The sequence below is a fragment of the Pararhizobium sp. LjRoot255 genome (genome assembly GCF_964252905.1).
GTDB lineage: Bacteria > Pseudomonadota > Alphaproteobacteria > Rhizobiales > Rhizobiaceae > Pararhizobium.
Genome location: NZ_CAXUPQ020000002.1, coordinates 661,581 through 684,405 on the forward strand (window position 1 = coordinate 661,581; position 22,825 = coordinate 684,405).

At 59.4% G+C, this 22,825-nt stretch carries 22 protein-coding genes and 2 pseudogenes; 12 read left to right on the plus strand and 12 right to left on the minus strand.

Features of this window, described 5'->3' with window-relative positions; all coding sequences use genetic code 11:
* Positions 1–243: 243 nt before the first annotated feature.
* The gene (locus ACSQ2W_RS22230; protein ID WP_436088340.1) at positions 244–660 is read left to right on the plus strand and encodes a hypothetical protein; all 417 of its coding nucleotides are present in this window, start codon (positions 244–246) and stop codon (positions 658–660) included.
* Positions 661–1,048: 388 nt separating this feature from the next.
* Here ACSQ2W_RS22230 and ACSQ2W_RS22235 read toward each other — a convergent pair.
* Positions 1,049–1,852 (minus strand): annotated as a pseudogene (locus ACSQ2W_RS22235) (LysR family transcriptional regulator); the annotation flags it as partial.
* A 773-nt stretch (positions 1,853–2,625) separates the two neighbouring features.
* Entirely contained in the window at positions 2,626–3,651 is a 1,026-nt protein-coding gene (locus ACSQ2W_RS22240) for an IS110 family transposase (protein WP_436088341.1), read from the minus strand.
* 261 nt (positions 3,652–3,912) lie between these two features.
* Between ACSQ2W_RS22240 and ACSQ2W_RS22245 the strand changes: the two genes are divergently transcribed.
* The 8 genes from ACSQ2W_RS22245 to ACSQ2W_RS22280 all read left to right on the plus strand — a co-directional run bounded on the left by ACSQ2W_RS22245 (position 3,913) and on the right by ACSQ2W_RS22280 (position 7,290).
* On the plus strand, positions 3,913–4,128 hold the full coding sequence (locus ACSQ2W_RS22245) for a hypothetical protein (RefSeq protein ID WP_436088342.1): 216 nt from the start codon (positions 3,913–3,915) through the stop codon (positions 4,126–4,128).
* Between the two features lie 5 nt (positions 4,129–4,133).
* The gene (locus tag ACSQ2W_RS22250; protein WP_436088343.1) at positions 4,134–4,397 is read left to right on the plus strand and encodes a hypothetical protein; all 264 of its coding nucleotides are present in this window, start codon (positions 4,134–4,136) and stop codon (positions 4,395–4,397) included.
* Positions 4,394–4,732 carry a hypothetical protein gene (locus ACSQ2W_RS22255; protein ID WP_436088344.1) on the plus strand — a complete coding sequence of 113 codons (339 nt, stop codon included), beginning with the start codon at positions 4,394–4,396 and terminating at the stop codon, positions 4,730–4,732. The genes ACSQ2W_RS22250 and ACSQ2W_RS22255 overlap by 4 nt, the downstream gene beginning before the upstream one ends.
* A 10-nt stretch (positions 4,733–4,742) precedes the next feature.
* Positions 4,743–5,462: an SOS response-associated peptidase gene (locus ACSQ2W_RS22260; RefSeq protein WP_436088345.1), complete on the plus strand. Its 720-nt coding sequence runs from the start codon at positions 4,743–4,745 to the stop codon at positions 5,460–5,462.
* Positions 5,463–5,709: 247 nt separating this feature from the next.
* Positions 5,710–5,970, plus strand: a complete 261-nt coding sequence (locus ACSQ2W_RS22265) for a hypothetical protein (RefSeq protein ID WP_436088346.1) — start codon at positions 5,710–5,712, stop codon at positions 5,968–5,970.
* Between the two features lie 87 nt (positions 5,971–6,057).
* Positions 6,058–6,549 carry a hypothetical protein gene (locus ACSQ2W_RS22270; RefSeq protein ID WP_436088347.1) on the plus strand — a complete coding sequence of 164 codons (492 nt, stop codon included), beginning with the start codon at positions 6,058–6,060 and terminating at the stop codon, positions 6,547–6,549.
* 119 nt (positions 6,550–6,668) lie between these two features.
* Positions 6,669–6,842: a cold-shock protein gene (locus tag ACSQ2W_RS22275; protein WP_436088348.1), complete on the plus strand. Its 174-nt coding sequence runs from the start codon at positions 6,669–6,671 to the stop codon at positions 6,840–6,842.
* 148 nt (positions 6,843–6,990) lie between these two features.
* Positions 6,991–7,290, plus strand: a complete 300-nt coding sequence (locus tag ACSQ2W_RS22280; RefSeq protein ID WP_436088974.1) for a phosphoethanolamine transferase domain-containing protein — start codon at positions 6,991–6,993, stop codon at positions 7,288–7,290.
* On the opposite strand, the gene ACSQ2W_RS22285 is transcribed toward ACSQ2W_RS22280, so the two are convergent.
* The 4 genes and pseudogenes from ACSQ2W_RS22285 to ACSQ2W_RS22300 all read right to left on the minus strand — a co-directional run bounded on the left by ACSQ2W_RS22285 (position 7,208) and on the right by ACSQ2W_RS22300 (position 11,369).
* Positions 7,208–7,996, minus strand: a complete 789-nt coding sequence (locus ACSQ2W_RS22285) for an ABC transporter ATP-binding protein (protein ID WP_436088349.1) — start codon at positions 7,994–7,996, stop codon at positions 7,208–7,210. The two genes, ACSQ2W_RS22280 and ACSQ2W_RS22285, sit on opposite strands and share 83 nt — an antisense overlap.
* A 7-nt stretch (positions 7,997–8,003) precedes the next feature.
* A pseudogene (locus ACSQ2W_RS22290) lies at positions 8,004–9,016 on the minus strand (FecCD family ABC transporter permease).
* Positions 9,017–9,082: 66 nt separating this feature from the next.
* A complete protein-coding gene (locus ACSQ2W_RS22295; RefSeq protein WP_436088350.1) occupies positions 9,083–9,310 on the minus strand; it encodes a YbdD/YjiX family protein in 228 nt (75 codons plus the stop codon).
* Positions 9,279–11,369: a carbon starvation CstA family protein gene (locus tag ACSQ2W_RS22300; protein WP_436088351.1), complete on the minus strand. Its 2,091-nt coding sequence runs from the start codon at positions 11,367–11,369 to the stop codon at positions 9,279–9,281. The genes ACSQ2W_RS22295 and ACSQ2W_RS22300 overlap by 32 nt, the downstream gene beginning before the upstream one ends.
* Positions 11,370–11,559: 190 nt before the next feature.
* Here ACSQ2W_RS22300 and ACSQ2W_RS22305 point away from each other — a divergent pair, with 190 nt between their 5' ends.
* Both ACSQ2W_RS22305 and ACSQ2W_RS22310 read left to right on the plus strand, forming a co-directional pair.
* Complete coding sequence (locus ACSQ2W_RS22305) at positions 11,560–15,108, plus strand: PAS-domain containing protein (RefSeq protein ID WP_436088352.1); 3,549 nt, start codon at positions 11,560–11,562, stop codon at positions 15,106–15,108.
* Complete coding sequence (locus ACSQ2W_RS22310) at positions 15,105–15,782, plus strand: response regulator (protein WP_436088353.1); 678 nt, start codon at positions 15,105–15,107, stop codon at positions 15,780–15,782. The genes ACSQ2W_RS22305 and ACSQ2W_RS22310 overlap by 4 nt, the downstream gene beginning before the upstream one ends.
* Positions 15,783–15,901: 119 nt before the next feature.
* Here ACSQ2W_RS22310 and ACSQ2W_RS22315 read toward each other — a convergent pair whose 3' ends face one another.
* The 6 genes from ACSQ2W_RS22315 to ACSQ2W_RS22340 form a co-directional block, all read right to left on the minus strand.
* A complete protein-coding gene (locus tag ACSQ2W_RS22315) occupies positions 15,902–17,128 on the minus strand; it encodes an FAD-dependent oxidoreductase (protein WP_436088354.1) in 1,227 nt (408 codons plus the stop codon).
* Position 17,129: 1 nt separating this feature from the next.
* Positions 17,130–18,365, minus strand: a complete 1,236-nt coding sequence (locus ACSQ2W_RS22320; protein ID WP_436088355.1) for an Atu1372/SO_1960 family protein — start codon at positions 18,363–18,365, stop codon at positions 17,130–17,132.
* A gap of 23 nt (positions 18,366–18,388) precedes the next feature.
* Positions 18,389–19,051 carry an amino acid ABC transporter permease gene (locus ACSQ2W_RS22325; RefSeq protein WP_436088356.1) on the minus strand — a complete coding sequence of 221 codons (663 nt, stop codon included), beginning with the start codon at positions 19,049–19,051 and terminating at the stop codon, positions 18,389–18,391.
* Entirely contained in the window at positions 19,048–19,707 is a 660-nt protein-coding gene (locus ACSQ2W_RS22330) for an amino acid ABC transporter permease (RefSeq protein WP_436088357.1), read from the minus strand. The genes ACSQ2W_RS22325 and ACSQ2W_RS22330 overlap by 4 nt, the downstream gene beginning before the upstream one ends.
* Before the next feature lie 9 nt (positions 19,708–19,716).
* The gene (locus ACSQ2W_RS22335) at positions 19,717–20,469 is read right to left on the minus strand and encodes an amino acid ABC transporter ATP-binding protein (RefSeq protein WP_436088358.1); all 753 of its coding nucleotides are present in this window, start codon (positions 20,467–20,469) and stop codon (positions 19,717–19,719) included.
* Between the two features lie 79 nt (positions 20,470–20,548).
* The gene (locus ACSQ2W_RS22340; RefSeq protein WP_436088359.1) at positions 20,549–21,430 is read right to left on the minus strand and encodes an ABC transporter substrate-binding protein; all 882 of its coding nucleotides are present in this window, start codon (positions 21,428–21,430) and stop codon (positions 20,549–20,551) included.
* A 164-nt stretch (positions 21,431–21,594) separates the two neighbouring features.
* On the opposite strand from ACSQ2W_RS22340, the gene ACSQ2W_RS22345 reads away from it, so the two are divergent.
* Positions 21,595–22,644 (plus strand): GlxA family transcriptional regulator, encoded by a 1,050-nt coding sequence (locus tag ACSQ2W_RS22345; protein WP_436088360.1) that lies wholly within the window; start codon positions 21,595–21,597, stop codon positions 22,642–22,644.
* Positions 22,645–22,825: the final 181 nt, after the last annotated feature.

Here is a 22,825-nt window from a genome sequence, read left to right on the forward strand (position 1 = left end):
CTTCGATGCCGCGGAAACCTGCCGTCGAGCGCCGAGTTCTCCAAGCGGGTTGTAGTCATTGATGTCTCCGCTTGGTTTGTAACAGCGGAGGCTGGATATTATGCCTAGCTTACCATCCGGATTTACTGGAAATCGCGGGCCTTGGGGAACGGACTCGGCATAGTATCCGGCTCGGGATAAATCCCGTTATGCCGAACTCGGCATAAGCAATCCTTCGCGGATTGGGCTCAGGCGATCGGAACATTGGAGGCCTGGGGCGTGCTGTTGCCCCGTGCTACCGAGGAGTTCCGTGCGCTCATGCTGCTGCGCCACAGGTCTGTCCATTTCAATGCCTCAACCTACGCCACGCTGCGCGAGGACGCGCTCGCGGCCGTGCTCCACGTTCGCGAGATCATCGATCAGCAATTCACCGCGTTCGGCGCCCGGCCCTGGTTCATCGAAGGCACCAGCGGCTTGATCTTCATCAAGCGCGAATGTGAAGATGACCCGTTCGTCCGGGCTTTCTACCCATCAAGCTGCCCGTTCGTCGGACCGCACGTGGCGATCGCGTTCCAGCATGGCCTCAACTTCTACGACAGGAACGACTACGGCGACGGGTACTGGAGCGACGACGCCGAGCAATGGCGACCGAGATGCGGACCGGCCCTAACCGTCGACTGAAAAACGGCAGCTTACGGGATTGAGGGAGACACCCTTAAATGTCCGGACAGACGGCGCAAAGCCGTCGTTGAACACATTATACCAAGCGTCATTGATCAGAACCCATTGGCCCATTGCCGCAGCGCCATCGATTCAGATTCGTCGGCTCTTGGGAATCCCCAGAGTCAACTTCAATGAGGCTTGGTATTAATCGCAAATGTCCGCAATAGGCCCGACAGCGGACGAGCTTTTAAAAGGTCTTGATGGGATACGAACCGGCTCTCCCACTTTTGATCAGCGGAAAATTCGAGTGTAGGCGCAAGTTGCTGCTTGTGGTCGCCTGACTAGGGCCGCGGCTGCGTCTTCGACCGAGCTTAACCATATGTGTTCTACACCCTCGTCACGCCCGCCACGCGACTCCCATGCTGATCCGAAAGTCGACGCCCCTCACCTTGCGAAGCTCGAAATTGCGGTTGGGGAAATCCCGCGTCCATTGCGGCGCAAAGCCGATGCCAAGGCCGGCCGACACCAGCGAGATCAGCGCAAACGTGTCATCGCAGGTATAGGCGATGTTGCGCGCCAGATCATATTCGGCGAACATCTCGGCAAAATAGCGTTCGGTGTACGAGAGGTTCTGGCGCGAGAACGAGATGATCTTCTGATCACGCAGGTCCTCGATGCCGATCTCGTCGAGACCGGCAAGCCGGCTGTCCTTGGCGATCGCCAGCAGATACTCGTCACTCGTCATCGAGAAGAAGCGCAGGGAGCCGATGTTCTCCACCGGCCGGATGAAGCCGAGGTTGATCTGGCCGGATTCGAGATTGCGAAAGATGTCGCCGGTCGAGCCGCTCTGGATCTGCAGCTGGATCCTTGCGATCTTCGCCAAGAGCGCCGGAAGCACACCGATGGTGGCTGGATAGATGGTGCCGATCCGGATCTTCCGTGCCGTCTTGCCGGCCACCGAGCGGGTTACCTCCGCACTCAGATCGATGTCGCTCAAGATCCGCACACATCGGTCATAGAAGGTCTCGCCGGCTACCGTCAGTTCGACGCGCCGTGTCGTCCGGACAAACAGCTGGACGCCGAGCTCGCGCTCGAGCGACTGGATCTGCGTCGACAGAGCCGGTTGGGCGATATGAACCCGGGCTGCCGCCCTGCCGAAGTGGAGCTCCTCGGCGACGGCGACGAAATTGGTGAGTTGGCGCAGTTCCAAATGCTACTTCCTGATTGGGAATGAACGATCGCCAAGAGAATTTGATCGCAACACGAGACATGCCGGACGCAAGACGCCCTGCACCAACCTGTAAGATTGCTCGCAGCATGAATACGTTGTATCTATAACAGTACAGGTTGCGTGTCAATACCCTGTATCGAAATAAGTACGAGGTCACTGTGAATTCGATTCAGGCGAGAGCCGCTCGGGCAATGTTGAAGCTAGGAGTGCGAGAAGTGGCGCAGCTAGCGAAAGTAACTGCGAACACGGTCAGCAGGGTCGAGCAGGACGATGTTGGGCCGCGTGGTCCTCAGCCTGTGACGGTTGAAGCCATAAAGCGGGTCTATGAGGAACGCGGTATTGTTTTCTTCAGTGAAGGTCCTTCGCCAAACGGCGGGATCGGCGTGCGCCTCGCGGAGTAAAGTCATCAAGAGTTCGTTTAACTTGAGCCGCCCCGCGTGTTTGCAGACCAGTCGAACCGAGGTGGTACAGTCTCTCCATTAGTTAAAAAACGTATGGCTCGCCCGTCTGCAAGTGCTTTATGATTGATGTTGAACAGTCTGCGCCAACGTATCCGGTCTCAGGGTTAGCCCTGGCCAAGATGGAGCTCCGCGCTTTCCGACCCTCATAACTTCCTCGGCGGCTAGCGCCATTTTTTTAACCAGGTTTCGGAAAACCGATCGACAGTCAGGCCATCTTTCACAACCACATGCAGATATTTCGACAGCGTCCGCCGGTGGCGACTGAGCCGTTTTGTTCGACTATGCTTGTCTCTACGGCTCTAAACTCTCGCTACTAAAGGGGCGGCCGCTTTGTAAAATAGCCCCTGCAATCCGCGCCAATTTGGCGGCAAGCGCGACAATGACTTTGTTCTTATGAGCACGGCCGAGTAGTCCCCGCAACCATTCGCCAAGAGACGTTGCGGATTTGGAAATCGCTGGCAGCGCGGCACGGGCGCCGTGAATGAGCATCTTTCGCAAGTATCCGCTTCCTCGTTTGGTGATGCCCAACAATTTAGGCTTGCCCCCAGTTGTCATTTGCCGCGGCACCAATCCGAGCCAGGCCGCGAGATCTCTGCCGCGCCCGAAGGTTCCGGCGTTCCCAATCATTGCCGTCAGCGCAGTGGCGTTGAGCGGCCCAATACCAGGAATGCTCGTCAAAAGTCTGCATGCTTGATCAGACCGGGCATAAGCTTTGAATTCTTCGTCAAAAGCCGTAATGCGGCGGTCCATCTCGCTCCACTGTGTCCGCATGTCTTCGATAAGGACCATCATTCTGGGACTGAGCGCAAGCGTCCCCTCGCTCATTGCCAAGTGAAGCCAGTTCTCCAGCCTACGACGGCCTTGAGGAACGATAATCCCGCGCTCCAAGAGAATTGCCCGCAATTGGTTGATCAGAGCAGTTCGCTCACCAACAACCCGATCACGAGCGCGATGAAGGTTCTGCATATCCAACTGCTCTTCTTCCTTGACCTCAACGAAACGCATAGTTGGCCGCGTGGCTGCTTCTGCTATTCCCTCCGCATCACGATCATCGTTCTTCTGGGCCTTGATATAGGGGCGCACATATTCGGGCGACATCAGTCGAATGTCGTGACCCTGGGATCTCAGTTGCCGACCAAGATGATGGGCGCCACAGCACGCTTCCATTGCCATGACACACGATGGAAGGGTTAATCCCAGTTTGATGACACCTTCACGGCGCAATCGCCGCCGAAGCACGACTTGGCCCCGTCCGTCCAGTCCCACGACACTGCAACTGTTCTTTCCAAGATCGATTCCAAGTACGGCTATCTGCATCGCTTTGCTCCTTGGTGAAAACCACATTCCAACACACGTGATGTAGGAGGGAGGGCGAGCCATTCCATAACTTCCACCTAATCATCGGTGTCGCGGATCGCCATTCCCGCCGCCCTCGTGATGCAGATGGCTCGGCTGTTCGGGTGCTCTTGACTATCCCTCGCATGAGAACATAATAAGAACAAATGCGGCGCCGCAGCCGCCAATCTGAAATGTGATGCATATCGTCCGCTGGGCCATGCACGGTGGAGAGGAGAAGCTATGCGCCCGCTCAAAGCGTTACCCGATGAACCCGCTACACCCTCGCCGGAGGCGGAGTTCGACGACGTTCTCCGCTATCACGACGGCGATGCCGACGCGGCCGTGCGCACCTTGTTGGAGGATTGCCGGTATCTGCGTCAGCAGCTGGCATTGACACGGATGGGTATGAGCATCGGCTTTACCCGCGGCTGGACACCGAGCTTTGACCGGGACTGACCGTCATGCGGCACGACAGAAGCATAGAGCTGGCGCCGAGCGTCTGGCCGCAGTTCGATTACGAGACGTTGAGCGCCCTTCCGGAATGGTTCGTAATTGTCGCCCGGTGCGGCGCATGCGGCCACGAGGACGAGCTGGACCGGCGCGCAGTCGGGCGTCGATTCGGCAAGAACGTCGAACTGGATACGCTGCCGATGCGCCTTCGCTGCCGCCCACCTTGCGGCAATCGCGTCGGCAACCGGCTGTTTCTCAGGAAGCTGGCGCGATGAGGAAAGGACCCCAGACCGGTCGAATGCATCCGAGCATCGCCAGGCATCTTCCCACGATGTCGGCGGCGGTGGAGCTCGGTCAATTCATCAAGATCACCTGCCAGCACTGCAGAGTGACACATCGTTATGACCCCGACGATTTGATCAAAGTTCTCGGAGACGTCCCCTTCCTGAATATTCAGGCGAATTTCCATTGCTCGAAATGCGGGAAACGGGATTACATGAGCGCCGATCTCGAGACGCCTTCGGCGCGTGAACGCGTCGGTATGACGGTGCGCAAACTGGTCGAGATCAGGACGGTACAAAAGCCGGTCTGGGAAGACATCACGCTTTAGGGAGCGCGGAATGTGTAATCTGTATCGGGTCTATACCAGCCAGGAGGAGATCCGCGGCGCCACGCGCGCAATGGTCGACAGCATCGGCAACATGGAACCGGAGATCGAGGTCTGGCCCGACCGCATGGCGCCGATCGTGCGCAATACGCTGGCCGGGCGCGAGCTAGCGATGGTGCGGTGGGGGCTGCCGAGCTCAAGCCAGGCGCTGTTCGAAGCGGCGATGAAACGAGCCAATAAGATTCGGACCAAAGGCATTGACGTCGACTTCCAACAGCTGTTGAAGGTGGAACCGGACGGTGGCACCACAAATGTCCGCAATACGGCGAGCATGCATTGGAAACGCTGGCTGAGCGTCGACAACCGCTGTGTCGTGCCGATCACCAGTTTTGCCGAACCGGACCCCGCCAACAAGGTCGAAGGCGAAAGAACCCCAAATGCGTGGTTCGCTAAGAGCCCCGAGCGGCCGCTGATGTTCTTCGCCGGCATCTGGGTGCCGCAATGGGAAAGCGTCCGCAAGATCAAGGAAGGCCTCATCACGGCCGACTTGTTCGCATTCCTGACGACAACACCGAACGCGGTCGTCGAGCCGATCCATCAGAAGGCCATGCCGGTCTTGCTGACCGAGAGCGACGAAATCGAGACCTGGCTTACCGCACCGTGGGACGTGGCAAAGGTTCTGCAGCGGGCCTTGCCCGAAGACCGCATGGTCCTGCTGCCGTCAGGAGGATGACATGTCTGACGAGCGGACCAGCCCACCGCCGACGGTGCCTTTGCACTTCGATCATTGCTGCGATTATCATGGCTGCGTGAAGTGGGGCGTTCGGCAAAGAGCGCGGCCACGGGATCACCGAATGGCGCTGCGCCGAGCACCTGGCCCCTGACTATTGGGATGGGCGATCCTACCCGCGAAACTGAGCGATCTGGTTCAAAGGAACAAATTAGGCCATCCTCAAGTTCTAGGGCGACAGGAGGCACTAATGACAATGCCAGCGCCGAAATATGAAGTCAGCCACCCGGACCGGTCTCTCTCCTGTCAAGAGACGATTGAACGCGACATGCAGGACATCGTCGACACAGCCAATATGCGCGGTTGGGGGACGGTCGAGGTCATGGACGCGATGGAGGAAGTTCTCCGGAACCTTCGCCACGCCTATGCGGAGGATCCGGACCCGGCTGAAGAGCCAATCCTGGATGCCCGCCTATTTTTGCACAAGCATCCGACCGATGAGGTTAGGTGAAGGCGCATGACGCACTACGCCTGAACAATCAAGTATCGTGGCGGCGAGGACAGCAGGCACGTCACAACGCTGGCGGGGTTATACGACGTGCTGCGCGTCCTTGGACTTCCGGGACTGGCGCCGCCCGCGTTCGTCATGCCGGGTGGCGAAATCCCCGACCATGGGCACTATACCCACAATGAAGGCGGGAGCGACGAATGGAGCCTCACATGGACGAGGATCGACGATACACCGGATAGCAGCCTGAAGATAACGCGGACCCGCCGCGGCCAGCGCCTGCGCACTTCTAGAGCAATTTCCTGCCTGACGGAATTGATTGGGGTGTTACGTCTCTACCCTCGCCCGGCACGGTCGACCTTCGTCTTGGCTATGCGCTATCTCAGCAGAAGCGGGATTTCTATCAATCCACTGACCGCCTATCCCACCAAATTCAAGCAGCCATGTCTGCAGCCGATGGGCGGGAATTGGGACGTCACCTGCTGCCGTGCGCGGACTGGTGGCGCGTTCCTGCAGGCCGTCCCAAAGGGTCCACCTAACGGCAAAAAACGGAACCACTTCGCCGGCTACATGAGCACATGAGCAGTTCATTCAGCAGTCCAGACCTCAGATACTTAGGCACGGACATGTTGCAGATGAAACTGTCGAGTTATACCTTTCTTCATTGCGGCTAGCAGCCGCGGAAACCACGAGGAGTTGCTATGCCCACTGGCACCGTTAAGTTTTTCAACGACGACAAAGGATTTGGCTTTATTACACCCGAGAATGGTGGAGATGACGTGTTCGTGCACGTGTCTGCGTTGCAGGGCGCCAGTTCACTCAGAGAGGGACAAAGAGTGAGCTACGAGCTCGGCCAAGATCGCCGCTTTGGCTAAGCTTGACCGCTGGTCAGCCATCCCTGAAGTTTCGCGCCGCCGTTGCAATTCGTGGACGCGTTCCTCGCTTCCGTTCCAGATGAACGATGATCGCTTTTCAGCGTATTTGTTGATCGCCCCATGGCCGATACTCACGCTCTATGCAGTGATGAGCTTGCTGTTCATCGCTGCTCTCACGATCTTCTCGCTTAAGTATTTGACGAAGCCGTTGTTTATTCTGCTTATCGTCGCCGCAGGCATGGCGTCATGGTTCACCGACCGTTTCGGCGTCGTCGGCGATCACCGGGATGATCGCCCGACCGAAAAACGGGCCACCTATCTTACGACAGCCTCGGCCACAGGTTGGTTTGCGAAGCTCATGAAACCTACGGGCCAGTACTCCGGAGTGGAACGCGGAAATACGCTTCGTCTGCCGGCCCGGTCGTCTCGAATGTGCCGTGGATCTTGAACACCGACTGGAGATGGGCGCTTGCAGCAAGATCCGCGCTATTCCCTGCGAACACCTGACGTCCTGCAGACAAAAGCACAATGCGATCAGCCAGCGCCATCGCGTGGTTGAGGTCGTGGATCGCCATGACGACCGCCATTCCGCGTTCCTTGCTCAACCGATCGAGTAGTTGCAAGACTTCGATCTGGTGACCGATGTCGAGAAAAGATGTGGGCTCATCGAGCAGCAGGATGTCTGCTTCCTGGGCAAGGGCCGTCGCGATCCAGGCGCGCTGTCGTTCGCCACCAGAAAGTTCCGACAGGTCGCGATCGGCGAACGCCACGAGATCCGTTTGCTCCATCGCCCACTCCACGGCCTGACGATCCCTGGCGGAAAAGGCCTGGAACAAACCCAGATGGGCGAACCTCCCCTGTCGCACGAGCTGTTCGACCGTCGTGTTCTCCGGAGACTGCGGATTCTGCGGCAGGAAGGATAGGCGCTTGGCAAGATCCCGCCGTTTCCAGCGGGCGATCGGGCGTTCCTCAAGGCTGACAGTGCCGTCGTCGGGCACGGCAAGGCCTGCGAGGGCATGCAGGGCCGTGCTCTTTCCAGAACCGTTCGGCCCGATCAGGCAGATGATTTCGCCCGCCCTGATGTCAATCGAGAAGCTGTCGAGCGCTACGTTCGCTCCATATCTCACGGTGATGTCACATGCTTTCAGAAACATGGCGATCTCATCGATAACGGCGAAGCACGAAAAGCAGGAATGGCGCCCCGGCGAAAGCCGTAACGACACCGATCGGAATTTCTTCCGGTCCGCCCACGAGGCGTCCGACAAGATCCGCGCCGGTCACCAGCGTCGCGCCGATCAGGGCTGCCAGTGGCAGGACGAGCGCGAAATGGCGCCCGGCCATGAAGCGCGCCAGATGCGGCACGACGAGCCCGACGAAGATCAATGGGCCAACCGCCCCCACGGAATGCAGGCAACGCCGAGCGCGACGCTGAAATGCAGCCTGTAGGAAAGCCCGAAGGACCGAGCCACATCCTCATCGAACCGCAGCATCTGCAAGGGGCGATGGAGGAAGGGCAGAACGACAAGCCCGGCGGTCGTGAAGGGAAACAGGAAGACCACGTGCTCCCAGCCCCTGGCATAAAGGCTGCCCGAGAGCCATTGCATGACGATCTCGAAGCGCGCACTGCCCCAGCCGACCACGATGCCCATGGCAATGGCGTGAAGAAACGCAGCGATCGCAATACCGCAGAGCGTCAACTGCAGCGCCGCCATCCGCTTGCCGATCGCAAGACCGTAGATCGCGGCGCCTGCCAGCAATCCGCCAAAGCAGCCGATCAATGGCAACCAGGAAACCGGCAGCGCGTACAACGTGTTGGAATCCGAGTTGAAACGGTAGACTGCGAAGAAGAGGAAGGTTGTGACCGAGAGGGTCGCCCCTTGCGAGATCCCCATGATCGTCGGATCGGCCAGGGGATTTCGGGTGATCGTCTGCAACAGCGTGCCGGCGATGGCGAAGTGAATACCCGCGAGCATGCCCGTCAGGATGCGCGGAATGCGGATGGTCATGATAATTAGATCAGCATCCGCCGAACCGTTTCCGGTTAATGCGGCGGCGATTTCCGACATGGGTAGGTCGACCACGCCCAGGAACACCGCGGCAAACATGAGCCCGACGGCAGCCAATGCCAAGGCGAGCAGATTCTGGATGGCTGCGCCATTGGATCGGGAGATCATTTGTCCACTCTTCTACACAGCTTGCGTCAGGCCCGGCGTTTCGACAGCTTTATCTTGGCTGACAATCTAGCAGCAGCGGAAAACCCGTCCTGACGTGCCCACGCCAAATCTGGCGTCCTGGCGTTCTCGGAAGAATTCCGCCTCCGACATGACCGGTTCGTCCGGATGCGTCGTCTGGCGATGCGCCACATAGGTTTGATAATCGGGCACGCCGATCATCAGTCGGGCAGCTTGGCTAAGACGCTGGCCGAACCTGCCGAGTTCACTCGGCAGGTTGCAGATCGTGCAGACCATTGTCCACCTCCAGCATCGTCGCTGTCTTGTTGCGGAGCGCTTTCACAATGGTCGTCACGCCAAAGACGAGCATCGATATGACGACAGCCATGAAGGCAGCACATAGCGCGGCATCGACATAGTCGTTGACAACGATGCGCTGCATCTGCTCGAGGGTCTTGGCCGGTGCAAGCACAGTACCCTCCGCCAGCGCCGTGCCAAAACGGTCGGCATGGGCAAGGAAGGAGATCTTCGGATTGTCGTGGAAGAGTTTCTGCCAGCCGGCGGTCAGCGTGCACAGGGTAAGCCAGGCGGTCGGAATGAGCGTTACCCAGATGTAGCGCTCTCGTTTCATCTTCACAAGAACCACCGTGCCCAAGGTCAGAGCGATCGCTGCCAGCATCTGGTTTGCGATACCAAAGAGCGGCCAGAGTGTGTTGATGCCGCCGAGCGGATCGACCACGCCCTGATAGAGGAAGTAGCCCCAGGCCCCGACCGCCAGAGTGGTCGCAATCAGATTGGCTGCCCAGGAATTCGTCGCCTTCATGGCCGGAACGAATGTCCCTGCGAGATCCTGGATCATGAAGCGGGCGACACGCGTGCCGGCATCAACCGTCGTCAGGATGAACAAGGCCTCGAACAAGATGGCAAAATGATACCAGAAGCCCATCATCGCCTTGCCGCCGATGACGCCGGACAGAATCTGCGACATGCCGACGGCAAGCGTCGGCGCGCCGCCAGCCCGCGACAGGATCGTCTTTTCGCCCACATCGCCCGCCATCTGCGTCAGCGCATCAGGAGTGATGACGAAACCCCAGGCGGAAATCGCCTGTGCCGCGCTGTCGGCGGTGGTGCCGATAAGAGCGGCCGGCGAATTCATTGCAAAATAGATGCCGGGTTCAAGCACGCAGGCGGCAATGAGCGCCATGATGGCAACGAAGGATTCCATCAGCATCGCGCCATAGCCGATGAAACGGGCTTCGCTCTCATTCGCCAGCATTTTGGGGGTGGTGCCGGATGAGATCAGCGAATGGAATCCCGAGACAGCGCCACAGGCGATGGTAATGAACAGGAACGGAAACAGGGATCCAGCGAACACCGGCCCGGTTCCGTCGATGAAACGACTGATTGCCGGCATTTTCAAAGGCGGCATTACCACGAGAATGCCGATCGCCAACCCGATGATCGTGCCGATTTTCAGAAAGGTCGACAGATAGTCGCGCGGCGCCAGCACCAGCCAGACCGGCAGAACTGCCGCAATGAACCCATAGCCGATGAGCATCAACGCCAGCGTTTCTCCCTTGTAGGTGAAGAGCGGCGCCAGTACTGCACTTTCACTGATCGGTTGGCCTGCAAAGATAGACGCCATGAGAAGCACGAAACCGATGACGGACATCTCGGCAATCTTTCCCGGACGAATATAGCGGCTATAGACACCCATCAGCATGGCGATTGGAATCGTCGCGAAGACGGTGAAGGTTCCCCAGGGGCTGTCAGCAAGCGCCTTAACGACGATCAGGGCCAGAACCGCGAGCAGGATCACCATGATCATCAGAATGCCGAACATGGCGATCAAGCCAGGGATCGGCCCCATTTCGGACTTGATGATGTCTCCAAGCGAACGGCCGTCACGCCGGGTCGAAAGGAACAGGATTACGAAGTCCTGGACCGCACCTGCGAAAACGACGCCAGCAAGGATCCAGAGCGTGCCGGGCAGATAGCCCATCTGCGCTGCAAGCACCGGCCCGACGAGCGGCCCTGCGCCGGCAATGGCGGCGAAGTGATGCCCGAATAGGACATTCCGGTCAGTGGGCACGTAGTCGAGGCCGTCATTGCGTCGCGCCGCAGGCGTGACGCGGGCCGGATCGAGCTTCAAGACTCGATCCGCGATGAACAGCGAATAGAAACGGTACGCGATTAGATAGACGCAGACGGCGCTAATCACCAGCCAGACCGCGTTGATGGTCTCTCCTCGATTGAGGGCGACGACACCGAAGGCGGCAGCACCAATCGAGGCAACGCAAATCCACGGCAGGACTGCGGACGCCCTCCGTGGCTTATTGAAACTACTTGTAGCCATGAACTCTCTCCCTATGCACTTTTTGCCATGGCATGGCAGTGCGCGGGCGAGGCTATTGGGCTTATCACCGCTGGGGCACCCATACTTTCGCTTCGTCACCCCCTTACTTTCGGTTATATTGAAGAACGCCCTCCGATCCGTCAGTTTCAAGGCAAGTTGCTGAATTGGCTTCTCTACCAGGAAAATTACCTTGAGCGGCCTGTCAGTTATCGGATTTGCGTCCCTTTATCTCGTGCTCTTGTTTGCCATCGCGTGGCTGGGTGATCGGGTAAGCAGGAACAACCCCTTCCTCCCGTACGGCACAGCGCGAGCCGCAGTTGCCTACGCGTTGACGCTGGCCATCTACAACACCTCCTGGAGTTTTTATGGATCGGTGGGACGGGCATCCCGGACGGGCATCGATTTTTTGCCGATCTACCTGGCTCCAACCCTTCTGCTGATCTTCGGTCAACCGGTGATCCGGCGCATCGTCTCGCTCAGTCAGACGCAGAACGTCACTTCCATCGCAGATTTCATTGCCGCGCGTTACGGCAAGAGCCAAGCCGTCGCGGCGTTCGTCACCCTCGCGGCCCTCTTCGTCATGCTGCCCTACATCGCCCTGCAGCTGAAAGCCGTCGCCGCAAGCTTTGACGTTCTGACCGAGGCGATCGCAAGCACCGGGATCAATGCTCCCTTCTGGCAGGACACCGCCTTCTGGGTAGCGGCATCCATGGCGCTTTTCAGCATCGTGTTCGGCGTCAGGCACATCCATGCCCGTGAGCATCATCGCGGACTAATGCTGGCGATTGCCTTTGAAAGCCTAGTGAAGATCGCGACTTTCGTGATCGTTGCTGTCTTCATCGTCTATGGCATCGCCGGCGGACCCGGCACGCTTTTGTCTCAGGCCGTGACGGACGCACGCCTCTCACACGTGATGGAGGTGGACTTTACCCATCCCACCTGGATCACCAATACCGTCATATCGCTGTTTGCGTTTCTATGCCTGCCGCACACCTTTCATGTCGCCTTCGTCGAGATCGAGAACGCGAGGGATGCTCGACCGTCCGCGTGGATGTATCCGCTCTACCTCCTGATCCTCAGCATTTTCATGCTGCCGCTCGCCATTGCCGGCCTTTCCATTCTCGGTCCGGACGTCAATCCAGATACCTATATGATCCGCCTGCCGCTTGCCGCCGGATCAGACATCATGGCGTTCGTGGCGTTCATCGGCGGGGTCTCCGCAGCAACCGGCATGATCATCGTCGCCGCCGTCTCGCTGAGCACGATGCTCTGCAACGACGTCGTCATGCCGGTCGTCTTGCGCAACAACGGTTTCAATACATTGGACAATGTGGGAACACTGCTGTTGCGCACCCGGCGGATCGCCGTCGTCGTCATTCTGCTTCTTGCCTTTCTCAGCCACCGTCTCGTCGATCAGCGCTTCCCGCTGACAATCATGGGCCTTTTGTCCTTCGTGGGCGTGGCGCAGTTCGGACCGGCCTTCCTTGCCGGTCTTTTCTGGCCGCGCGCCAACAAGACCGGCGCACTTGCGGGCATGACTGGCGGGCTCGCCGTCTGGTTTTATACGCTGGTCCTGCCATCGATGGCCCCCATCCTTGAGATGCCGGGGCATTTTCTTGCCGATGGTCCATGGACTATCGGCTGGCTGCGTCCGCAGGCCTTATTCGGGCTTGAATGGGACCCCATTTCCCATGCGACGCTCTGGTCGCTGTTTGCGAACCTCACCCTCTTTGTCTCCATCTCCCTGTTGGCGCGTCCGACGGCGGCCGAGCAAACCCAGGCGCGCGCCTTTACCGATCCCGTTCCGGATGCGCACGCCTCAGTGGCGCGGCGCCGCACGATTACGACACTGGAAGACCTACGCGAACTGGCCATTCGATTTGCGGGAAACATTCAAGGAGCGGAGGCCTTCGATACCTATGTGTCGGCACGCCGCAACGGCCGCCCGCCGATCCTCGACAATAGCGGTCTCGCCGATCTCGACGCCGTCCGCTTTGTAGAAAATCTCATTGCGGGCGCTATCGGAGGAGCTTCCGCCCGCGTCATCATGGCCGCTTCGCTGCAGAGCGCTTCCCTGTCGCGCGGAGCTGCCATGGCCATGCTGGACGAGGCATCCGAAGCACTGCAATTCAACCGCAAACTGCTGGAAGCAACCCTGGAATCGGTACGGCAGGGAATTTGCGTCATGGACGAGGATCTCACAATCGCAGCGTGGAACAGCCGGTTTGTCGAACTGCTTGCGCTGCCGGACCATCTGATGCGCATCGGCTTGCCCTTGGCGGATCTCATCGCTTTCAATGTGGAGCGAGGCGAATATCGGGCCCAGGACTTCCCGGCTCTTCTCGTCAACCGGGATATAGCGGGACAGACATGGCCCTATATCTATGAACGGCATCGCCCGGATGGGACGGTCCTTGAAATCACCTTCGACCGAATGCCGGGCGGCGGTTTCGTGGCGACCTTCCTGGATGTGACCGAGCGGCACCGCGCCGCCGAGGCTCTGCGCGAGGCCAACGAGACGCTCGAACTGCGCGTTCGCGAGCGCACCGAGGCACTGGAACTGGCCAAGGCGGAAGCCGAGCAGGCGAATGCTTCCAAGACGCGCTTCCTCGCCGCTGCCAGCCACGATCTGCTTCAGCCACTGAGCGCCGCGCGCCTGTTTGTATCCGCGCTTCAAGAGCGCTTGAACCGCGGGATCGAGGATGCAGCAGCCCGGGCCGATGCCGATCGCTACACGGCGGGCGCTGCAGGCTCCCTCAGTTCAACCGAGCAGTTGCTTGATGGGCTTCTGGATATTTCGGCGCTCGATTCCGGCGCCATGAAGCCGGATATCGGCACTTTCGACATGGATGACCTCTTGCAGCAACTGGCGACCGAATTCATGCCTGTGGCACAGCGCAAGGGACTTCGGCTCTCGGTGGTCAAGCGCAGGATTTTCGTCCGCTCGGATTCACGTCTCGTGCGGCGAGTCCTGCAAAATTTCCTTTCCAACGCCATCCGCTATACCCGGACTGGCCGCATTATGATCGGCGGACGCAGGAGAGGCAACGTGATGCGTGTCGAGGTTTGGGACACGGGAATAGGCGTGCCTTCCGACAAGCAAAAGGAGATATTCGGGGAGTTTCAGCGCCTCGACACGGGCCAGGACCATGCCGACAGGGGGTTGGGTCTCGGGCTCGCCATTGTCGAACGTGTTTCGCGCCTCCTCGGTGTGGCGATCGGGCTAAGATCTCAGCCCGGTAAAGGGAGTTGCTTTTACATTGAAATTCCGGTCGCCCCGAATGCCGATCCGGCTGTCGCGCCCGCGCAGCGCAGGGAGGAGCGCAAGACAAACCGAAGCCTGCGCATTCTCTGCGTCGACAACGAAGCGAATGTGCTCGATGGTTTGCAGGCCAGTTTCAGCGAATGGGGCCATGAGGTTTTCCGTGCAACCGGTCCGCAGGAGGCTCTGGCGCATGCCACTCCACCGCCCGATCTGTTCATTCTCGACCTTCACCTGGATGGCGGCGCCAACGGCCTCGACCTCCTTGAAAACCTGCGTAGAGTCTTTCACGCGGATACGCCTGCACTGCTTGTCACCGCCGCGCGCGACGAGGCAATCGCAGCCCGTGCGAAAAACATGGGCTGCGAGATCCTGTTTAAGCCGATCAAACCGGCGGCTCTGCGCCGCTTTGTGACGTCCGTGGCTCTCAAGTCGGCCACTCCTTCGGAAAAACAGGACAAGGGACCTTCCCAATGACACCCGACAGCACGATTCTCATTGGCGACGATCATCCGCTCGTGCAGGCCGCCTTGGAAGGAGCCCTCACCCAGGTCATCCCCGGGCTGAAAGTGCTCTCTGCCGGGACCCTGGACGAGGTTGCCGACGTCATCCGGACAGCGGACGAACCTCTCGATCTGGTGCTACTCGATCTCAACATGCCGGGCAGTATTGGGTTCACCGGCCTGTTCCTGCTTCAGGCCGAATTTCCGACTGTGCCGGTCGCTATCCTCTCGGCCGAGCAGGACCCCGTGACGGTGCAGCGGGAGCTTGCCTACGGCGCCTCGGGCTACATCCCGAAGTCGATCGACCTGAGACAAATGGCCAAAGCCATCCTGCTCATCCTCAATGGTGAGATCTGGTCACCCTTTCCGCTCGATCCCGCGGCGATGCCGGACGATGACGACGACACACCCCGTCGCTTCGCCTCGCTGACACCACAGCAGTTGCGCATTCTCGCCAGGCTGGTGGAGGGAAAGCTCAACAAACAGATCGCTGGGGAACTGCGCGTTGCCGAACAGACGATCAAGGTTCATGTCTCGACGATCCTGCGCAAGCTTGGCGTGACGACGCGTACGCAGGCCGCCATCCTGGCCGAACGATTGACGCGAAGGGACCACAGCCAACGCGGCTCGCCCCCTCGAACAGATTGACCTAGCCAATACCTCGTCGATGGCGACCGTGTCGCAGGTTCCCTTGGCGGCTCTGGTCGCCATCATGACCAATAACTCAGATCAAATACGAGTGTGGCTCATGCGTTCGACAGGCGGGCTCAGCCGCTTTCATCGCCTGCCACCAGTTCGAGAAGATGTTGCGCCGATCCGAGGCAGAGCGTCCAGCCAAGCGTGCCGTGACCGAGATTGAGATAGAGCCCTTTCACCCTCCCGGGTTGAATAATGGGCCGCGACGATGGCGTGCAGGGTCTGGCCCCGGACCATGCGCCCAAATCACTGCCCTGGTGTTCGAACGTACCGCCGAAGGCCTCGATGGAGGCGGATTGAAAGAGATCGAACCGGTCCCTTGAAAAGCGGAAGCGCTTCGCACCTATATCCGCAAGGCCTGCGATCCGCACCTCGTCTCCAAGTCGGGCAAAGACGATCTTGCGCTTGAGATCCGTGATTGAAACCTGCATCGCTGCCGGCAGCGCCACGGCTGTCATCGAATAACCCTGCACCGGCCAGATGGCGCCGAACCGGCGGTCCGCGAAAGACAGTAAATCGGTTGAGGACCCAGTCGTGATGACCACCAGATCGCAATCAAGAGGCTCGCGCGCAGCGAAGGACAACCCGGTGACCTGCCCCTTGTGACTGCGGATGCTTCGAACCTCCTGGTCGAACACCGTTTGCAAACCATAGTGCTGGACAAGTCCATCGACCAATGCGGCGCAGAACCGGTCGGGCCGGCCTGCTGCATCGTCGGGACTGTACATAACACGATCGATGGGATCGGGATAAAGTGCGAGGGCGGGCTCTATCGCCGTTGCCTGACCTCGATCCAGCAGCTCCTGCCGGATTCCCATCGATCGTTTCAGTCGATGAGCATTCGCACCACTCTCAAAGGCTTGCGCGGTCGGGTAGAGGATCATCTTGCCCGAGACCTGGTAGTCGAACGACAGATCGAACTCTGCCAGGACACCTTCCAGCAGCTGCCGTGTCGCAGACGCCAAATCCAGCAAATGGCGCGTATTGGCCAGGGAGCGGCCCGGTAGGCTTTCGGCCAGGAAACGAAGACCCCAGATCAGGAATTCAGGGTCCGTCTGCAAACGGATGCGATAGGCCGGATCTCGCCCCATCAGGATCTCCGGCAGATGCCGCAGCAGCGATGGCGAACCAAGGGCGTCGCCATAGGCATAGCTCAGTTGGGCTCCGTTCGCACGGCTCGTGCCTTCGGCAGGTCCATGGTTCCGATCGACAAGGGTGACTGCGTAACCCGCCCGGCACAGCAGATAGGCCGAGGCCACACCGACGACACCGGCACCGACGACAACAACACGCTTCATCTCACTGACCTTCTGTGACAACAGCGGACAATTCGATCTCCACGGGCACCCCGCGCGGCAGCGAGGAGACTCCGATGGCAACCCGCGCATGCATCCAGCGATCGGGAAAGAGATCGCGCAGCAATTCCGAGGCTCCATCGACCACCAGGCCATGGCGCATGAAATCCGGCGTGGCAGAAACATAGCCTGCAAGCCTTACAAAGCTCGTGACACGATCCAATCCACCGGCAATCTTTTCCAGTTGTGCAAGCGCATTCAGCAAGGCCCAGCGCGCGCTGTCGCGTGCTTGATCGATCGAAACCTCGCCCCCCACGTGGCCGGTGCAAACAACCTGACCATCACGAAGCGACACCTGGCCTGACACGCTAACGATATTGCCCGTTCGGATCGCCCCGACAAAAGCACCGGGCGGCAAGGAAGCCTCCGGCAGGGCCAATCCGAGTTCATCGAGACGCGCCTTGATGAAAGCATTGTGGCTCGAGGGCTGCGGCATAACTAGCGTTCCGCGCTCCGCGCATTTCGCCACGAAGCCTTTCAGGATCTGACGGTCGAGCTCTGTCAGCCTATATTCAGGATGCCATTGCACGCCCAGACAGAAAGTGTCGCCCAAGGCTTCAAAGGCTTCGGTTACCCCATCAGGAGCGCTGGCAAGCACATTGAACTTGCCTGCGCCCGTGAGCGCATGACGGTGCAGGCTGTTGACCTCAGCCGTCGTTCCGCCGTGCCACTCAGCAAGCAGGCTTCCTGGTGTGATCGCGATTTCGTGCGCAAGGCGATCCGGCACCGCATAAGGCAGATGCGCCGTCGTCCCCGTTGCCAGATCAGGGAGGTCTTTTGCAAACGAGCCGCCGAGATGTTCGCCGATCAACTGCATTCCATGGCAGATTCCAAGCAGAGGCTTTCCCTCTACCAACGCCTGATTAACAAGCGCTCGCTCGAAGGCGCTGCGCTGTTTTGCGACCTCTGCACCCGGCTGGGCTCCGGTGACCAGGACGCCATCGCAAAGTGCCAAGGCCGCGACCATATGGTCCAGATGATATGGCAGGATCAGCGCAAGCCCACCGGCCTCCTTGATCGCTTCGGCATAGTTGGTGCGCACCACATATTGGTGCTCGGTTTCGGCTAAGTCTTCTGTGCAGAGGTCGGGCGTGATCAAGATCACCGGGGGGCGTGCATGACCGGCGTCGGCAGTGGTATGGACGCGGCTTTCACCGCCGCCTTTCGGTTGCGTATCCATGGATGTGACTTTCTTCTGAAATTTTAGCGGGCGGCGGGCGCGGAAAGCCGCCGGGAGAGGACGGAAAATGGCCAACCGATCATGAAGTAACAAAGGCCGACCGCGATATAGATCTGCAGCGGCAGGAAATATTCGGTCGCCATGGCGCGTCCCGTCAGAACCAATTCGTTCACGGTGATCAACGAGGCAAGGGAGGAATCCTTGAGCAGCGAGACGAAGGTCACGATCATCGGCGAGAGGATGACGCGCACGACCTGGGGCAGGATGATGAAGGTGAAACACTGTGCCGGTGTAAACCCGGCTGCCAGTGCCGCCTCGCGCTGCCCTTTCGGGATCGCCTTCAGACCGGCCCGGAACAGCTCGGACACCTGGGCGGCAAAACACAGGGAGAGCCCAAGGATCGCCGCCGTAAAGGCATTGAAGGTGATGCCCACGCCCGGCAAGCCGAAATAGAGCAGGAACAGGATGGCAAGCAGCGGCACGCCGCGCACGGTGGTGACATAGAGCGCTGCAAAACCGCGCAGCACGACCGAGCCGGACATCTGGCACAGGAGTAAAGGAAGGCCGAGAACCACCGAAAGGAAGAACCCGGCGACCGAAAGCAGGGCGGTGTTCAACATCGCCTCGGCCAGAAGCGGCCACCATTCGCCGCCATACTCGAAATAGGGTTGTAGAAATCCGGTCATCCCTTGAGCTTTCCATAGTGAGATTCCAGAACTCGTACGCACTGCATCAAAGGCAGGCTCAGCAACAGGTAGAGACCTGCAGCCGTCGCGTAGATCAGTGTTGTCTGGAACGATGAGGTGACCATGGAGCGGGCAAAGAACATGATCTCGGGGGCCGCGATTGCCGAGACGACCGAGGTATCCTTGACGAGCTGCACAGCATAGTTGCCAAGCCCAGGAAGCGCGATGCGCATCGCCTGCGGCGTGAGGATGGAGACGATCGTCTGCCTCGGCGTCAGGCCAACGGCAAAGCTGGCTTCCACCTGGCCTTTCGGCAGCGACCGAAAGCCGGCGCGGAAAATATCGCAGGTCACGGCAGCGCCGATCAGCCCGAGGCCAAGGATCGCCGCCGCGATCGAGGATAGCCTGAGACCGAGGCTGGCGAGGCCAAAATACAGGATGAACAGGTGCGTCAGCGCCGGGATGTTCCGCAAAAGCTCGACATAGGCATCGATGGCGAAATGCACCGCCCTTGTTCGGGTAAATTCCCGGACAAGGGAAAGTGCAAAGCCGAGGGCGAGGCCGATTGCAAGCGACGACAGGGCCACAAGCACGGTGACGCCAAGGCCCGCAACCAGGCCTTCAAGAACAAGGCGGAAGGTCTCGAAATCAGGCATGGGACATCCTCAATGCCTGATCTGCTTCAGGAAACTGCGGGTTCGCTCCTCGCGCGGCGTATTGATAACCGCGCTGGCCGGCCCTTCCTCCACGATCACGCCGCCATCCAGAAACATCACGCGGTCGGCGACATCCCGGGCAAAGGCGATCTCATGCGTGACAAGGAGCATGGTGCGCCCCTCGCCCGCCAGTTCCTCGATGACGTTCAGCACCTCGCAAACAAGTTCCGGATCGAGCGCCGATGTCGGCTCGTCAAAAAGCATCAGCTTCGGTTTCTGGGCGAGCGCGCGGGCAATGGCGACGCGCTGCTGCTGGCCACCGGACAGTTCCAGCGGCGAGGCGTCGGCACGATGCGTCATGTGAACCTTGGCCAGCATGTCCAGCGCCAGTTCCCGGGCCTCCTTGTGGGCAAGGCCGCGCACCTTGCGCGCAGCGATGGCCACATTCTCCGTGACGGTCAGATGTGGCCAGAGATTGAAGAGCTGAAAGACCATACCCATCTCGGCGCGTTGCGGCGCGAGCCGCCGGTCGCTCATCATACGGCCGTTGCGCATGCCGATCCGCTCGCCATCAAGCAGGATCTCTCCCTCCGTCGGCGTCTCCAGAAAATTCATGCAGCGCAGGCACGTCGACTTGCCCGATCCTGACGGCCCGATCAGGGCGATCTTCTCACCGGCCTTGACCGAGAAATCGATGCCCTTCAGCACCTCGACCGACCCATAGCTCTTGCGCAGGCCCGCGACACTCAATAGCGCGTCCATCACCATTCCTCGTCTGTTGGCTTTCGTCTTTCAGGATGGAGAGGGCCGCCGAACCGGCAGCCCTTAAGATGACGGTGACTCAGCCGCCTGCAGCGCAGGAGGGCAGCTTGTAGTCTGCCGGGCGATCGACGCCGGCGCGGAAGTTTTCACCGGCTGGTTGGTACCAGACATCGGCGGAAAGGCCGTAACGCTGGCCGATTTCCTTCATCTCACAGGTCTTCCACATCTCTGCGATGATCGCGTCCATCTTCTGGCGCAGGTCGTCGTTCTTCTTGTTGAAGCCGTAGACAACCTGGCCCAGACCGGTCAGCAGCGGAAAGTCCGGATTGGTGTCGGTGAAGGCGAAGAACTGCATGTTCCAGTCGGGGTTCTGTTTGATTGCGTAGGACACGACGGGCGGATCTCCGATCACGGCATCGATGCGTCCGGCGATTAGGTCTCTCACCGCAGCATCGGAGGTATCATAGAGCGACAGCTCAAGTCCCTTGATCGCCTTCAATTCCGGTACGAAGGAAAAGCCCGTGATGGTGCCGACCTTCTTGCCCTCGAGATCGGAAAGCTTGTCCCAATTGGTCTTCGTCGACTGCATTATGCCGTTCTTGAAATAGTGGATCGGCTCGGACAAGGTCATGATCTTGGTGCGCTTCTCGGTCCAGCCCATGGTTCCGAGCATGACATCGACGCGGCCGGCCTCGACGGAGGCGATCGTGCCCGACCATTCCATCAGCGCGGGCTCGATCTTCAGGCCGAGCTTTTCCGCAATCCGCTGCATGATCTCGCCGTCATAACCGATCATCTTGCCGTCCTGCCAGCCGGAGCCTGGCATGTCGCCGGTAAAGGCAACGGTCAGCTTGGCTTCCTGGGCAAGCTCGAAGGCGCCGGCTGGCGAAAATACGGACAGGCCCGTGGTCGCAGCCAGAAGGGCGTGCATCACCAGCCTTCTCGAGAGAGAAAGTTTCATCGTTCGTATCCCTGTTTCTGGTTCCCCGATCCGGAGGTTTGCCGCCGGATTGTCTTGTTCGACAGGACAAACTTTGGCAGCAAAATCACTGGCTGAATTTTAAAAATCAGACATAATCTTTGAAAAATTGACGCCGGCGTCATGCGACTGCGATGGAGAGACTGATGGTTCCAGAGACAGACATGTCGAATGAAGGCGGCGAGGACTATGTCCATTGGCTGGACGGGCTGTGGAAGGAACGGCTGCTGACGGCCCGTGATCGCAAGCCGGATTTGACGATCGGCATTCTTCTCTGGCCGACCTTTCCGATGATGTCGCTGACCGGCATCGTCGAGCCGCTGCGCCACGCAGCCGATTTCGCCGACAATTCACGTCCGCTCTATTGCCGCTGGTCGATCATGGGGGAACCCGGCCATTCAGCGGTGGCAAGCTGCGGCATTCGTGTCCAAGCGGACGCATCCTACGTCAATCCGACCGACTTCGACTACATCGTGGTGATCGGAGGGCTTCTGCCGCACCTGCGCGCTGCCTCCTCCAGGCACCGCGACTATCTGCGGGTCGCGGCCTCGGCCGGCGTGCCGATCATCGGCGTCTGCACCGGGGTCTTCGTGCTTGCGCAGGAAGGACTTTTGACCGGCCATAAGGCTTCGATCCATCCCTTTCATGCCGAAGACTTCCGCATGGCTTTTCCGCGGCTCGCCTTTTCCACACGCGACGATTTCCTGATCGACAAGGGGCGCATCACAGTGCCGGGCGGCATATCGGTGCTCTCCCTGATGACCGACCTGATCCGCACCCATTGTGGACCGGACCGGGCGGCCAAGGTGGTGCATCAGCTTTCCTTGAGCGAACAGAAAAGCATGAGCGCCTTCGACCATGAAAGGGCGACGGCCTATCGCAATGTCGCAGATTCACGAATCCAGCGCGCCGTCGTCCTGATCGAGAGCAGGAAAGGCCGCGGCGTCTCACCGGAACAGGCGGCCCAGGCGGTCGGATTGTCACATCGCCAGTTCGCACGCCTCTTTCAACAACACACTCACATGACGCCGAAGCGCTTCATTCTGGAAACACGATTGCGATATGCCCGCTTCCTGGTGGAAAATAGCATGATGCCGATGACCTCCATCGCCTTCGAGACCGGTTTTTCCGATTCAGCGCATTTCGCAACAGCATTTCGGGCACGTTATGGAGTCGCTCCGAGCAAGTTACGCTGAAACGAACTACCTTTGCGCAGTCATTTTTATGAGGTCGCTCGATGACGACCAGCCCCGATCAGACCGGCTGGTCCGTGTTGCAAGGACGGATCGGGGCGGGTGGATATCCACTGATCGGCTTTAGCTTTGACATTGCACCTACCTCGTCACGGTTCTCATGTCCCGATGACAGAGCCTTTAT

Coding starts and splice junctions, on each gene's coding strand:
- ACSQ2W_RS22240 (WP_436088341.1), bottom strand. CDS start 3,651: ATGCAGATAGCCGTACTTGGAATCGATCTTGGAAAGAACAGTTGCAGT.
- ACSQ2W_RS22245 (WP_436088342.1), top strand. CDS start 3,913: ATGCGCCCGCTCAAAGCGTTACCCGATGAACCCGCTACACCCTCGCCG.
- ACSQ2W_RS22250 (WP_436088343.1), top strand. CDS start 4,134: ATGCGGCACGACAGAAGCATAGAGCTGGCGCCGAGCGTCTGGCCGCAG.
- ACSQ2W_RS22255 (WP_436088344.1), top strand. CDS start 4,394: ATGAGGAAAGGACCCCAGACCGGTCGAATGCATCCGAGCATCGCCAGG.
- ACSQ2W_RS22260 (WP_436088345.1), top strand. CDS start 4,743: ATGTGTAATCTGTATCGGGTCTATACCAGCCAGGAGGAGATCCGCGGC.
- ACSQ2W_RS22265 (WP_436088346.1), top strand. CDS start 5,710: ATGACAATGCCAGCGCCGAAATATGAAGTCAGCCACCCGGACCGGTCT.
- ACSQ2W_RS22275 (WP_436088348.1), top strand. CDS start 6,669: ATGCCCACTGGCACCGTTAAGTTTTTCAACGACGACAAAGGATTTGGC.
- ACSQ2W_RS22280 (WP_436088974.1), top strand. CDS start 6,991: ATGAGCTTGCTGTTCATCGCTGCTCTCACGATCTTCTCGCTTAAGTAT.
- ACSQ2W_RS22285 (WP_436088349.1), bottom strand. CDS start 7,996: ATGTTTCTGAAAGCATGTGACATCACCGTGAGATATGGAGCGAACGTA.
- ACSQ2W_RS22295 (WP_436088350.1), bottom strand. CDS start 9,310: ATGGTCTGCACGATCTGCAACCTGCCGAGTGAACTCGGCAGGTTCGGC.
- ACSQ2W_RS22300 (WP_436088351.1), bottom strand. CDS start 11,369: ATGGCTACAAGTAGTTTCAATAAGCCACGGAGGGCGTCCGCAGTCCTG.
- ACSQ2W_RS22310 (WP_436088353.1), top strand. CDS start 15,105: ATGACACCCGACAGCACGATTCTCATTGGCGACGATCATCCGCTCGTG.
- ACSQ2W_RS22315 (WP_436088354.1), bottom strand. CDS start 17,128: ATGAAGCGTGTTGTTGTCGTCGGTGCCGGTGTCGTCGGTGTGGCCTCG.
- ACSQ2W_RS22320 (WP_436088355.1), bottom strand. CDS start 18,365: ATGGATACGCAACCGAAAGGCGGCGGTGAAAGCCGCGTCCATACCACT.
- ACSQ2W_RS22325 (WP_436088356.1), bottom strand. CDS start 19,051: ATGACCGGATTTCTACAACCCTATTTCGAGTATGGCGGCGAATGGTGG.
- ACSQ2W_RS22330 (WP_436088357.1), bottom strand. CDS start 19,707: ATGCCTGATTTCGAGACCTTCCGCCTTGTTCTTGAAGGCCTGGTTGCG.
- ACSQ2W_RS22335 (WP_436088358.1), bottom strand. CDS start 20,469: ATGGACGCGCTATTGAGTGTCGCGGGCCTGCGCAAGAGCTATGGGTCG.
- ACSQ2W_RS22340 (WP_436088359.1), bottom strand. CDS start 21,430: ATGAAACTTTCTCTCTCGAGAAGGCTGGTGATGCACGCCCTTCTGGCT.
- ACSQ2W_RS22345 (WP_436088360.1), top strand. CDS start 21,595: ATGGTTCCAGAGACAGACATGTCGAATGAAGGCGGCGAGGACTATGTC.